This window comes from Neisseria sp. HMSC065C04 (genome assembly GCF_001815375.1).
GTDB lineage: Bacteria > Pseudomonadota > Gammaproteobacteria > Burkholderiales > Neisseriaceae > Neisseria > Neisseria flavescens_D.
Map to the genome: position 1 here is coordinate 15,737 of NZ_KV820408.1, position 12,635 is coordinate 28,371.

Below are 12,635 nucleotides of genomic sequence, written 5' to 3' on the forward strand. Positions count from 1 at the left end.
TAGCTCCCTTTCTCATTTCGCAGTGCTACAATAAGCCCCTAAATTACTCATCGATACACCCCGTTGTAGCTCCCTTTCTCATTTCGCAGTGCTACAATACTTCAACGGGAAACCCTTATTCTATAGGGGTTTCCCGTTTTATTTTGTCTAAAAAAGCAGCCTTAAAATAATAATAGTTGGTCGGAATTTACCCTTTTTTCTTGGATTTTCAGCTCTCCCAACAGCAGTTTCATGGTGGCATATTGCTTTTCTGTTACTTCCAAACAGCGGATTGAGCCTTCTTGCGGTAGGTTTGCACATAGCCTATTGTGGTGTTTTTGCAACGAATCTCGACCTTTGACAATACGGCTGTATACGGAAAGTTGGAGCATTTGGTATCCATCTTTTAATAGGAACTGGCGGAATTGATTGGCGGCTTTGCGCTTGGCCGCCGTGGTAACAGGTAGGTCGAAGAAGACGATAATCCTCATAAATTTAGCCTCACTCATATTGGTATTCTTTCAATGGCAAGATTTCAGGCAGTTTCAGCTGTTTAGCGTTTTTGTTAGTTACGCTGGCTTGAAATGAAGAAATCATTTTGTCGATGGCAGCCAAGGTGCTGAAATGTTGCCGTTCGATGCAGATTTGATAGTGAAGGATCTTTATAAGGTTTTGTTTGAGGTTGGGTGTCAGTTCAGTTTTCAGACGGCCTTGTTCATGCAAATGTATAACGACCAGGTCGGCCAATGGACGTAAGGGTTCGATAAAGTCATCGGCGAGGTTGAATGGATTTAGTTCGCTTCTATGAAACAAGCCTAATGCGGGCAACCAGCCATATAAGGTCAGGGCGCGTGCAACTGCTGCACGGAGCACGGCGTAGGTGTAATTCAATGCGGCATTGACGGCGTTGTTGTCATTACGGGTAAACTTTTCCCCAAAGAGGGCTTGGAAGTAGAGGGCGGCAGCTTGGGCTTCACGGTTTCCTGTATCGCCTGAGCGGACTTCGACTGCCAAAGTGCGCAGCCGTTTGGCTGCAAGATCATTGCCTGTTTCGTCTGCGACAAATGCTTGATTCAGGATTTTTTGGCGGACGATATGTTGCCAAAATTGCTTTTTTAAGGGTTCGCTTATATTTAGCTGCAGCTTGAGGATTTTAAGTTGGCGGTGATATTGGGCATAAGGCAGCCATTGTCCGCAGGGCAGGAACTGCTCGTCGCAGGTCAGCAGGGTTGCACCATGCTCGGCTAAGGCTGACAGAAGCGGGGCAGTAATCAGGGTTTCACGGTTTTCGATGATGATAACGGCGATGTCCTCTAATGGTACGGTATGGGACTCGCCGTTTTGTTGAATCAGCAGTTGCCGGCGTTGCAAGGATAGTTTGCCGCCGTTTTGAATAAGCAGGCTACGCCAAGTCATGTTTTTCCCCTTATTTTTATATAAAAAATCCCTGCTTCAGGCCATCTGAAACAGGGATAGATTAATTTAACGGACAGGCGGGCGTTTTTTCAGACGGCATAGTCTGATTTCTTTGCCCAGTTCGTCAATTTGGTATTTTTGGAATGAAAGGGCGGTTTTGACACCGATTCGATATATGCCGTCTTTACCTTTTGACTTATCTAAATCATGATGTCGAAGAGAAATTTGTCCTGTGGCGCGGTCAAGTCCAATAAAATAGCCAAAGAAAGAATCTTTCTTAAGTTGAACTTTAATCAAATCATTCGCATAAAGTACAAACTTAAACTCAAAACTATCATCCATTACTGTCCAATCTTCTTCATCTTTTCCTTGTACAACAGCCCTATCCGGCAAAATCCCTTTCGCTACCTGCCAACTGTAAATCGGTATCAGATAATACTTGTCGCCTTTCTCAAACACATCTACGCGCACCATGGTTGCGTTGTCGGCAATACCGTTATGGTTGCGCACCCATACCCCGGTTTTCTGTACTTGCTCTATGCGTACGGCTTTTACCTGTTGAGTGCGGTTGCCTGCTTTATCGTGTTTGTAAAACGGCTCGGCAAAGGCTTTGGCAGGATCGTCTTTATGTGCCTCCAACCGTGCTTTCAGCGCTTCGTATAGCTTAGGTTCACGCTCCCGATTGACCATTTTTTCCAAGTCTTTCAATTTTAACTGTGTCAGCGGTACGCGCAACACGCTGATGCCTTCATCCAGTCGTTTGGCAGATTTGACGGTCTCCATATGGCCTTGCCCGCTCATCTTCCGATTGGGCGCGCGTGAAACAAACAGTGGCGTCACGTATTCGTGTATGGCTTCGGGGCGAGATGATAATTTTTCGGCAAGCAACGCGCGCAGTTTTTCTGGGGTATCGGCTTCTTCGAATTCGGGTTTGCCATCTGGTTTGCCGAAGACGCGAATCATGACTTCTTGTGCGAAAAATTCCCAAGGTTGCGGGAAGTATGTTTTTTGATGCAGCACTTCTCCTGTTTCTTTATCTATGGTTTTACCGTCAAACGCGTTCATCTCTTTATAGCGCACAAAACGGGTAATTTTCTGCTGCATGGCAACGGTTGAGCAGGCAACGACGACTGCGTCCAAGGCGTGATGGCGGTCGTTTTCCGCACGCACTTTGCGCAATCCCCAAAAGCCGCGCAATAGATTGGTAATTTGTCCGTTTGAGGCAAAAACACATCTTTTTCCTTTACCTGTCAGCAGCATATGGTCGGCAACAAATTTGCACAGGAAACGGTTGACGTAGCGCGTATCGTTCAGATTGCGTTCTTTAAAGCCGTCTTCGTCGAATTTTTGCAGCAGAATCCGTTGTTTTTTACTGCGAGGAAAGCGGCTGGTTTCGACACGCGCTTTAAATTCCTGCCATTCGCGGCTGTTGTCTTTGCCGTTGAAGTATTCGTAAGGGGTTTGATTGCCTTTGTTTTGGTTTTCGCTGCCCAATACCAGCACTTTATTGTTGAAACTATCGTCCCATGTGCGCGAGAACGGCAGGGCATGGTCGATTTCGACATAGCCTTTTTCGTTCAGACGGCCTAAGTTGATTTCTTTGCCCGAATACAGGCATTTGCCGTGTTGTTGCTCGTACAGGCGCAGTTTCAGAATATCTTTGGATTTGGGTTCGCCGACAAAATTGGGGAAATACTCTCGGAATTTAGCGGCGGCTTTTTCCCGGTCTTTACGGTTTTCTTCTTGGCGTTTTTCGATTTCTTTGCGGTCTTTAAACAATTTGCCTACTTCCCTTGCCGTTTCAATATGGATACGCGCAGGGGAGCCGTAACGGCGTACAACGGCGTTAATGACTTTTCTGGCTTGAGATAAGGCGCGTAAGACGACTGAGTTACGGATTTCATCGGCGGGAATCGGTGGCAGATAAATCTCTTCTTCCATATTTTTCTTGCCGTAATGGTCTCCGTAGATTTCGGCACAGGCTTCATCGTAACGTTTGCCTTGCTCCATTAGAGGCACAATTCGGCGCAATGCTTTCAAGGAAATTTGGACGAACTTGTCGAAGTTGATGTGTTTTAACAGCGCTTCTAAGATTTCGGGCTGTATACGGTCTTTCAGACGGCCTGTAATGTCTTCATCGGTTTTGAACAGGGAGAATGCCATGCCGATTTCATCTTGTAATTCGGGAGAAAGGTTTAATGGAGATTTTTTGTCTTTCAATCCTTCTTTTTCCAGCGCACGGCTGATGGTATGGTAGGCCTTCATTTCCATCAATGTCGAGGCTTCGGCATTGTCTTTACCATAGCGTAAGCCTTTGAAAAAGGCGGTATCTTCTAAACCCAGCAGCTTACGGGCTTGTGCGTAAGTCAGTTTGGATTTTCTGTATGGCTCGTCCATAAGCGTGGCTCGTTCGGTAGCGGTCAATGGCCGCTCGCTGCCTTGCTCTAAAATACGCAGGTTGTTCAGCTTGGTCAGCCAGATGAAACGTTCGGCTGTGTAGGTGTTTTTAGCGGCTTTCGGCTCTGTCGGTTCGAAGGTGCAATGCCCCAACATTTTTTGAATGGCATCGCCGGACAGAGCAGGGCGTTGCGCCATCAGCAGGGTTTCAATACCTTCTTTAAGGCCGTCTGAAACATGCGGATTGCCGAATTCTTTTTGTTTTTCAAACAGCAAAACCAGCTCCGCCTGTAAATCTTCGCGGCTGAACGTATGCGAATAATCGCCGCGCTGGTTGCGGATATGGCCGCTTTCTTTTTCAAATTTATTTAAAGCCAATTCGGCCGGAGTGCGGAAATTGCCTGTCTTTAAGGCTTGAGTGTTACTCTTCATACCTGCACGCAAAGCCCCAAGCTCCTTATCGGCAGTTTGCTCTTCATTTTTCCGTTTCGACAAATAGCCGCGATGTTTGATTAAATGCAACAAGACTGCCGACCACTCCAAAGGCGTCAGTTTGCGGTCTAATGCGGCTGTGCGAAGTTGCCATGGTGTATTCGGCAAGGATTTAATCAAGCCGTTTTCATCAAAATCGGCGGCTTGTAATACGCCCTCGCGTTTCAATAGGCGACGGGCTCGAAGCAGGCGATGGGCGAGACGGCGGGTCAGGCGGCGAACACTGCGTGCCAAGCGTCTTGCCGCTGCGAGAGAGTCACCTGTTTTCGGAACTTCTGCACGCTCAAATACGCGCACGCCCAAATCAATCAGGCGGATGGGGTTTTCTTCTTCGTCAATTTCTACCATCGCCCAGCTGACGGATGCGATGCCGATATCGAGACCGAGGATGTAGTTGATTGGGTTGGGTTTGAATGCAGCCATCGGTTTCTCCGTAATATGATGTTTGGTAAGTATAAATATATCCTAGGTAAGTATTACCATGCAAATGAAATGCTTGACTGGGTGTCGATTTGGAATTAGAATTTGAACATATTGTTGCACTGCGAAATGAGAAACGTTGCTACAATAAGGCCGTCTGAAAAGATGTGCCGCAACGCTCTGCCCCTTAAGGCTTCTGCTTTAAGGGGCATCGTTTTGTCTAAATGGCAGGGATTAAAAAGGCCGTCTGAAATTTCAGACGGCCTTTGGTTTTACCAGATATCGGATTTGATTTTGCGTTTCAAGCCCGGGTGTTCAGAGAGTTTGAACTCTGGGTCTTTACCCATTTTCAGCTTGGCTGTGTAGTCTTTCAACAGCAGGAAGGCAAGTGGTGACAGGAGCAGGATGGCAACGAGGTTAATCCATGCCATGATACCCATGGCCATGTCTGCCATATCCCATACCAAGGGTACGTTGGCAACTGCGCCGAAGTAGACCCATGCCAAAACCAGCATACGGAAAACGGCGGTAACCAGCCAATGGCTCTTGATGAATTGGACGTTGGACTCGGCATAGGCATAGTTGCCGATAACGGTTGAGAAGGCAAACATAAACAGGATGGCAGCAAGGAAGCCCGCGCCCCATTCGCCTACCTGGCTGACGATTGCCGCTTGGGTCAGCGCCGCACCGCTCAGGTCGCCGTAAGGCTGTTGATAGGTCAAGACGATAAAGGCGGTGCATGAGCAGACGATGATGGTATCGACGAAAACGCCCAGCATTTGAATCATGCCTTGGGAGACGGGGTGTTTCACTTCGGCTGCGGCTGCGGCGTTCGGCGCGGAACCCATACCCGCCTCATTGGAATACAGGCCGCGTTTGATACCCTGCATCATGGTGGTCGAAATCAGACCGCCGAGGAAACCGCCTGCAGCCGAATCGAAGTTGAACGCGTTGGAGAAAATCTGACCGAACACGTCAGGAATCAGGGAAATATTGGTAGCAATGATGAAGAGTGCTATGACGAGATATAAAACCGCCATCAGCGGAACGATAATTTCCGCGGCTTTAGATACGCGACGGATACCGCCGAAGATAATAGGGGCAGTCAGAATGACCAGGGCGACACCAACATAGTGTTGATCCCAGCCCCATGCCGCTTTGGTGGTATCGGCGATGGTATTGGTCTGTACGGCTTCAAATACAAAGCCGAAACAGAAAATCAGGCTCAGGGCGAACAAAACGCCCAGCCATTTTTGTCCCAGGCCTTGAGTTATGTAGTAGGCAGGACCGCCGCGGAAGTGGTGGTTGTCGTAGTCCCGGACTTTAAAGAGTTGGGCCAGTGAAGATTCGACAAACGCCGAACTCATGCCGATTAAGGCAGTTACCCACATCCAGAATACCGCGCCCGGCCCGCCGAGTTTGATGGCAATCGCCACCCCGGCGATGTTGCCAACGCCTACGCGGCTGGCCAGGCCGGTAACAAATGCTTGGAACGGTGTGATTCCGTGCGGATCATCACCTTGTTTGCGACCGCCCAGCATTTCTTTGATACTGCGGCCGAAGAGGCGGAATTGTACAAAACCGGTGGTAACGGTGAAAAAGAGGCCTGCGCCTAAAAGCATATATACCAACCCCGACCACATTGGGTCGTTGATGTCGTTTACCCAGCCGTGAAGCTGTTCGAAAAATTGATCCATACAAACCTTTCAGAGTTTTTGCATTTTCAGACGGCCTGTGTGTGTGGGCTGTCTGTAATTGGATGTATTCTAGCAGACTGTCAACAAACTGAAAAACGTTTACATATTCTTTTTTATATTATGCTTTTGATTATCATGGGATTTTATTATTATAATGTAAAGGAATTATCGATTTTAATTTTTCTGTTTTACATATTTGAACAAAAAGGCCGTCTGAAAACAGAGTCTTGTTTTCAGACGGCCTTGATTTTATTTCAATGCGTTATTCGGGACGCATTTGCGGGAACAGAATCACGTCGCGGATGGTTTGCGAATCGGTCAGCAACATTACCAAGCGGTCGATACCGATGCCGCAGCCGCCGGTCGGCGGCAAGCCGAATTCCATGGCGCGGATGTAGTCGGCATCATAGTGCATGGCTTCGTCGTCGCCAGCGTCTTTTTGCGCCACTTGCGCCTTGAAGCGTTCGGCTTGGTCTTCCGGATCGTTTAACTCGGAGTAGCCGTTTGCCAGTTCGCGGCCGACAACGAAAAGCTCGAAGCGTTCGGTCAAACCCGGTTTGCTGTCGGATGCGCGTGCCAATGGCGACACTTCGACAGGGTAGTCGATGATGAAAGTCGGGTTCCACAGTTTGCCCTCGGCGCAACCTTCAAACAGGGCAAGTTGCAGGCTGCCGATACCCGGAGACGGAGGCAGGCTTTCGCCGTGTTTGACGATTTCTTTTTTCAGCCATTCTTCATCGTTTAACTGCTCATCGGTGTAGTGCGGATTGTATTTTTTGATGGCTTCGAGAATGGTCAGGCGCTCAAACGGGCTTTCCAAATCGACTTCTTTGCCGTTGTAGCTGATTTTTGCCGTGCCGTTTACCGCGCGGGAAGCATTGCGGATGATGTCTTCCGCCATTTGCATCATGCGTTCGTAGTCGGAAAAGGCTTCGTAGAATTCGATCATGGTGAATTCAGGGTTGTGGCGCACAGACATACCTTCGTTGCGGAAGCTGCGGTTAATTTCAAACACGCGTTCCAAGCCGCCGACAACCAAGCGTTTCAGATACAGCTCGGGAGCAATGCGCAGGTAGAGCGGAATATCCAAAGCGTTGTGGTGGGTCACAAAGGGTTTCGCTGTCGCGCCGCCCGGAATCGGGTGCATCATCGGGGTTTCAACTTCCAAATAATGCTCGTTGACCATGAAATTGCGCACGGATTGGATGATTTGGCTGCGTTTGATAAACGTATTGCGCGATTCTTCGTTGGCAATCAAATCGACGTAGCGTTGACGGTATTTGGTTTCCTGATCGCTCAAGCCTTTATGTTTGTCCGGCAGAGGGCGCAGGGATTTGGACAGTAGGCGGATGTTGGACACGCGCACGGTCAATTCGCCGTGGTTGGTTTTGAACAAAGTACCTTCCGCGCCGACGATGTCGCCCAGGTCCCAGTGGTTGAAGTCGTCCAAAACTTCTTGGCTCACGCCTTTGTTGTTCAAATAAAGCTGGATTTGACCGGTAACGTCTTGAATGGTGGCGAAGCTGGCTTTGCCCATTTGACGTTTGAGCATCATGCGGCCGGCCACTTTGACAGGAATGCCTTGCGGGTCGAGTTCTTCTTTGCTGATTTCACCGTATTGGGTATGCAGGTCGGCGGCAAAGCTGTCGCGTTTGAAATCGTTAGGGTAGGCGTTGCGTTCTTTGCGGATGTTGTGCAGTTTCTCGCGGCGCAGGGCGATGATTTGGTTTTCGTCCAACTGCGGCTCGATTTGAGGATTGTTTTGTTCGCTCATGGTGTTTTCCGGAAAAATGAGTCAGGCTGCCGGAGTTTTCAGACGGCCTGAATAAAGTGAAAAATTGGCTCTATTTTACGCGATGTCGGTGTTTTTTTCTATAAAGGCAGAAAGGCCGTCTGAAACCTGAACTGCCCCCAAAAAACTGTATTTTTGTGATCGGCTTGTCGGCGATGAAGGGATTTTTGCAGTGGTCGGTCATGATTTTGGACTGAAGGGTTTGAGTGCGCCGATGCCGCTTTCCTGATAGGCGGTTATCCAACGTTGCAGATGGGTGCGTGAGATGTGGTATTGGTCTTGGTATTTGAAGTGTAATGCATATAGGGATATAAAAAACTGCACCTTGTTAGTTGGAGGGCAACTTTGGGGGTGTAGTTCATTCTGTCTAATATCTTGCTCTTCAATTATCAAAACCTCGGGATTGAGATACGGAAATTGCTTCAATACGTGCCGTTTGACGGTAACGCCGAGTTTGATTCGGTGCTCCACCTTTACTCGGATAAATCCCTGCCCCCTGTTCTACTATAAATCCGAAATGTTTCGGTTGGCGGGCAAATGTTGCGTATTCACGCGCTTCGATTTCTGATAGTTGGATTCCTTTGACTTTGCCCAGCTTGGCTTCTGCGTCTTTAATCTTCATGCCCGGGTGTACACCTGAAGTCGTGTGACAGGTAGGAGAATCGGTTTCCAAAAAATTAATTTTTTTATGCAGTTTTATAGGGGTATCAGGATCATCTTCCCCATCTTGAGAAGCGAAAATCAAGACGTCTTTAGACAGTGCGATGGCAACAAAAGACACGCCATCGGCATCGCTTGTTTTATCCATTTTTGCTTTCGGAAATTTCTGTTTTACCTGCTTCAAGTTTTGCCCCAATTTAATTCCTCCGATACTGTCTTTTTGAATCAAACATTCGGCAGCAGCTGGCATAGCAAGACCCAAGATCAACGCGCTCATTATCCCGATTTTGTGCAACATGGTTACTTTCCTATTTAATAAAAATTAGTTATAAAAAAACTGCACCTTGTTAGTTGGAGTGGCAACTTTTTGGGTGCAGTTTAACCTGAAAAATCGGTTTCAGACGGCCTTTTGTTTCATGAAGGGCCGTGTCGGCGGTTAGATATCGGTTTCTAAATAAACAACTTGGGTCTGCAGATATTCTTCCAAACCGTGTTTACCGTCGGCGCCGCCGATACCTGATTTTTTCCAACCGGCATGGAAGCCCTGCATGGCTTCGAAGTTTTCGCGGTTGATGTAGGTTTCGCCGAAACGCAGACGGCGGGTTACATAAAACGCTTCATTCAGATTGGTGGTATAGACGGAGCTGGTCAGGCCGAATTCGCTGTCGTTTGCCAGGGCGATGACTTGATCGAGTGTGTCGAAAGTGGCAACCGGCAGGACTGGGCCGAAGGTTTCTTCTTTCATGATGTCCATGCTGTTGTCGGTATCGGTCAGCAGGGTAGGTTCGAAGAAGTAGCCTTTGCCGTCGGCACGTTTGCCGCCGCAAACCAAAGTTGCGCCTTGTCGAACTGCGCGTTCGACTTTTTCGGCAACGGATTTTACGGCGCGTTCTTCAATCAACGGGCCCATTTCCAGTGCGCCGGGTTCGGCTTCGGCCGGGTTGCCGTAGCGCACGCCTTTCATGGCGGCGGTCATTTTTTCGATAAACGCGTCTTTCAGGCTGCTGTGGACATATACGCGTTCGGCGCAGTTGCAGATTTGGCCGGTGTTGCCGACGCGAGAAGCCAAGATGGATTTCACTGCCAAGTCTAAATCCGCGTCTTTCAAAACGATGGCAGGGGCTTTGCCACCCAGTTCCAGTGAGACTTTGGTAATGTTGGCGGCGGCAGCTTCCATCACTTGGCGGCCTGCATCGACAGAACCGGTCAGGCTGACCATATCGACTTGCGGATGCGATGCCAAGGCGTTGCCGATTTCTGCGCCTGGGCCGTTGACGACGTTGAATACGCCGGCCGGTAAGCCTGAAGCGTGAACGATTTCAGCAAAAATGTGACAGTTAATCGGGGTTACGCTGCTCGGTTTGACGACGATGGTATTGCCTGTTACCAAAGCCGGGCCCATTTTGCGGGCGATCAGGAAGAATGGGAAGTTCCACGGCAAAATGCCGGCGATCACGCCTAAAGGACGTTTGAACAATAAAATATTTTCGCGCGGGCGGTCGCTTTGGATGATTTCACCTTCATAACGGCGCGCCCATTCGGCTTGGTAGTCGAGATAATCGGCAGTGAACATAACTTCTATGCGTGCCAAATCTTTGGTTTTGCCGCCTTCGGCAACAATAGTATCCGTCAGCTCGTCGGCACGTTCGCGGATGCCTTGGGCAATTTTGCGCAGGTATGCGCCGCGTTCAACGGCAGGCAAACGCTCCCATGTAGTTTGTGCATCTCTGGCTGCGGCAACAGCACGATCAACATCGGCTTTTCCACCTTTAGGCTCACGCGCGATGACTTCTTCGGTTGCCGGATTCAATACATCACGCCATGTATCGTTAAAGTCGGTTTCAAAGCGGCCGTTGATATACATAGACAGTTGTTTCATCAAACCTTCTCCTGTTGTTGTAGTTGGATGTAGTTTTAGTCTATGCCTAAATTGTCTGGCATACAAGAGGATTTGGCATGGGTTGATGGTAGGTATTTGGAAGTTTTTAGAAAAAGATGTTGGGTGAGGAGTTGGGTTTGATTGATTCAAGAGGTTTGTGATGCTTTCAGTTACATCTATAACAGCATTGTGACAAAGCTCGAATATTATTGATGTTGATAATAAGGGAGGTATCAAGTGAAGAAAGGCTTGATGGAGAATATAAAAAAAACCTGCTTTTTTCAAAGCAGGTTTTCATATTTGGTGGGTCGTGAGCGATTCGAACGCTCGACCAACGGATTAAAAGTCCGCTGCTCTACCGACTGAGCTAACGACCCGATAAGCTGTGCATTATAGGGAGCTTGTTTCTTTTCGTCAACTGTTTTTTTGAAATTTTTTTCAAAAAACGTAAATCGGCTGTCATTTGGCGTTAATTCTTCCTTTTTTGAGCATTTATTATGTTATGATTATCTAATCTGTCAGTTCTGATGGATATTTTTTAGACCAAAGGATATACAACATGAAAAAATTATTGATTGCTGCGATGATGGTAGCCGGCTTGGCGGCGTGTACACAAGAAGCGAAAAAAGAAACCCAAGAGGCGGCTTCTGCTGTTGCTTCCGATGTAAACACTGCTGCTGAAAATGCAGCTTCTACTGTTGATGCTGCTGCTTCTGAAGCCAAAGGTGCAGCTGAGCAAGCTGTTTCTGATGTTAAAGACGCTGCTGCAGATGCTAAAGCAACTGCAGATAAAGCAGTTTCTGACGCAAAAGATGCTGCCGGTAAAGCGGTTGAAGAAGCTAAAGATGCAGTTTCTGATGCTAAAGATGCTGCCAAAGACGCAGCTAAAGACGCTATGGGTAAAGCAGCCGATGCGACTCAAGAAGCTGCCGACAAATTGAAAGACGCTGCTAAATAAGCTGGTGTTTGATATTTGAAAAGGCCGTCTGAAATGTTCAGACGGCCTTTTTATATCGGCAGATTATTTTTTCTCTTGCTGACGCGTGTACACCAAAGAAGTCAGGATGGACGCACCCAGTGCGCCGAAGACGACGGACAGCGAAATGGAAATCGGGATATGCACCCAGTGCATAATCAGCATCTTGATGCCGATAAAGCTCAATACGAAAGCCAAGCCGTATTTGAGGAAAATAAAGCGTTCGGCAAAGTCTGCCAGTAAGAAGTACATGGCACGCAGGCCCAAGATGGCAAAAATGTTGGAAGTGAGGACGATGAAAGGGTCGGTGGTTACGGCAAAAATAGCGGGGATGCTGTCCACGGCGAAGATGACGTCGCTCAATTCGATCATAATCAATACCAGCAAAAGCGGCGTAGCAATACGTTTGCCGTTTTCGATGGTAAAGAATTTTTCACCGTCAAACTGTTGGCTGGTCGGGATGACTTTTTTGAGCAGGGTCAGGATCTTGTTTTGGGAAAGGTCTTCTTCAGCTTCGGCTTCGGGCTTCATCATGTGAATGCCGGTGTATAAGAGGAATGCGCCGAAGAGGTACAAAATCCATTCAAATTGTTGTACCAAGGCTGCGCCGATGAAGATCATGATGGCGCGCAGGACGATGGCGCCGAATACGCCATAGAGCAAGACGCGATGTTGGAATTTGGGTTCGACTTTGAAGTAGCCGAAAATCATCAGGAAAACGAAGATGTTATCAACGGCAAGGGATTTTTCAAGCACATAGCCGGTGAAGAATTCGAGGACTTTTTCTTTGGCGACAACGGCCCCGTAAGTTGGGTTGCCCGCCAGTTCAAAATAGAGCCAGCCTGCAAACGTGCAGGATACGGCCACCCAAATGCCGCTCCAGGCGAGGGCTTCTTTGATGCTGACTTTGTGGGCGCCGTTTTTTTT

At 48.2% G+C, this 12,635-nt stretch carries 10 protein-coding genes and 1 tRNA gene; 1 reads left to right on the plus strand and 10 read right to left on the minus strand.

The window, feature by feature from the left end:
* Nucleotides 1-161: 161 nt before the first annotated feature.
* The 9 genes from cas2 to HMPREF3022_RS04740 all read right to left on the minus strand — a co-directional run bounded on the left by cas2 (nucleotide 162) and on the right by HMPREF3022_RS04740 (nucleotide 11,109).
* Nucleotides 162-488 (minus strand): CRISPR-associated endonuclease Cas2, encoded by a 327-nt coding sequence (gene cas2 / locus HMPREF3022_RS04705; protein WP_049331855.1) that lies wholly within the window; start codon nucleotides 486-488, stop codon nucleotides 162-164.
* Nucleotides 481-1,395, minus strand: coding sequence for a type II CRISPR-associated endonuclease Cas1 (cas1, locus tag HMPREF3022_RS04710; protein ID WP_049331857.1), 915 nt, complete (start codon nucleotides 1,393-1,395; stop codon nucleotides 481-483). The genes cas2 and cas1 overlap by 8 nt, the downstream gene beginning before the upstream one ends.
* A gap of 66 nt (nucleotides 1,396-1,461) precedes the next feature.
* A complete protein-coding gene (gene cas9, locus HMPREF3022_RS04715; RefSeq protein WP_049331861.1) occupies nucleotides 1,462-4,707 on the minus strand; it encodes a type II CRISPR RNA-guided endonuclease Cas9 in 3,246 nt (1,081 codons plus the stop codon).
* A gap of 269 nt (nucleotides 4,708-4,976) precedes the next feature.
* On the minus strand, nucleotides 4,977-6,401 hold the full coding sequence (locus HMPREF3022_RS04720; RefSeq protein WP_049331862.1) for an alanine/glycine:cation symporter family protein: 1,425 nt from the start codon (nucleotides 6,399-6,401) through the stop codon (nucleotides 4,977-4,979).
* A gap of 262 nt (nucleotides 6,402-6,663) precedes the next feature.
* Nucleotides 6,664-8,175, minus strand: coding sequence for a lysine--tRNA ligase (gene lysS / locus HMPREF3022_RS04725; RefSeq protein ID WP_049331866.1), 1,512 nt, complete (start codon nucleotides 8,173-8,175; stop codon nucleotides 6,664-6,666).
* Nucleotides 8,176-8,373: 198 nt separating this feature from the next.
* The gene (locus HMPREF3022_RS11295; RefSeq protein ID WP_239669544.1) at nucleotides 8,374-8,517 is read right to left on the minus strand and encodes a helix-turn-helix domain-containing protein; all 144 of its coding nucleotides are present in this window, start codon (nucleotides 8,515-8,517) and stop codon (nucleotides 8,374-8,376) included.
* 58 nt (nucleotides 8,518-8,575) lie between these two features.
* Complete coding sequence (locus tag HMPREF3022_RS04730) at nucleotides 8,576-9,151, minus strand: hypothetical protein (RefSeq protein ID WP_049331868.1); 576 nt, start codon at nucleotides 9,149-9,151, stop codon at nucleotides 8,576-8,578.
* A 138-nt stretch (nucleotides 9,152-9,289) separates the two neighbouring features.
* Complete coding sequence (gene aldA, locus HMPREF3022_RS04735; RefSeq protein WP_070765188.1) at nucleotides 9,290-10,732, minus strand: aldehyde dehydrogenase; 1,443 nt, start codon at nucleotides 10,730-10,732, stop codon at nucleotides 9,290-9,292.
* A gap of 301 nt (nucleotides 10,733-11,033) precedes the next feature.
* A tRNA-Lys gene (locus HMPREF3022_RS04740) sits at nucleotides 11,034-11,109 on the minus strand.
* 182 nt (nucleotides 11,110-11,291) lie between these two features.
* Between HMPREF3022_RS04740 and HMPREF3022_RS04745 the strand changes: the two genes are divergently transcribed.
* On the plus strand, nucleotides 11,292-11,690 hold the full coding sequence (locus HMPREF3022_RS04745; protein ID WP_070765189.1) for an Ag473 family lipoprotein: 399 nt from the start codon (nucleotides 11,292-11,294) through the stop codon (nucleotides 11,688-11,690).
* Between the two features lie 63 nt (nucleotides 11,691-11,753).
* Here the strand turns inward: HMPREF3022_RS04745 and HMPREF3022_RS04750 are convergent.
* The coding region (locus HMPREF3022_RS04750; protein WP_070765190.1) for a TerC family protein at nucleotides 11,754-12,635 on the minus strand (882 nt) is incomplete at its 5' end.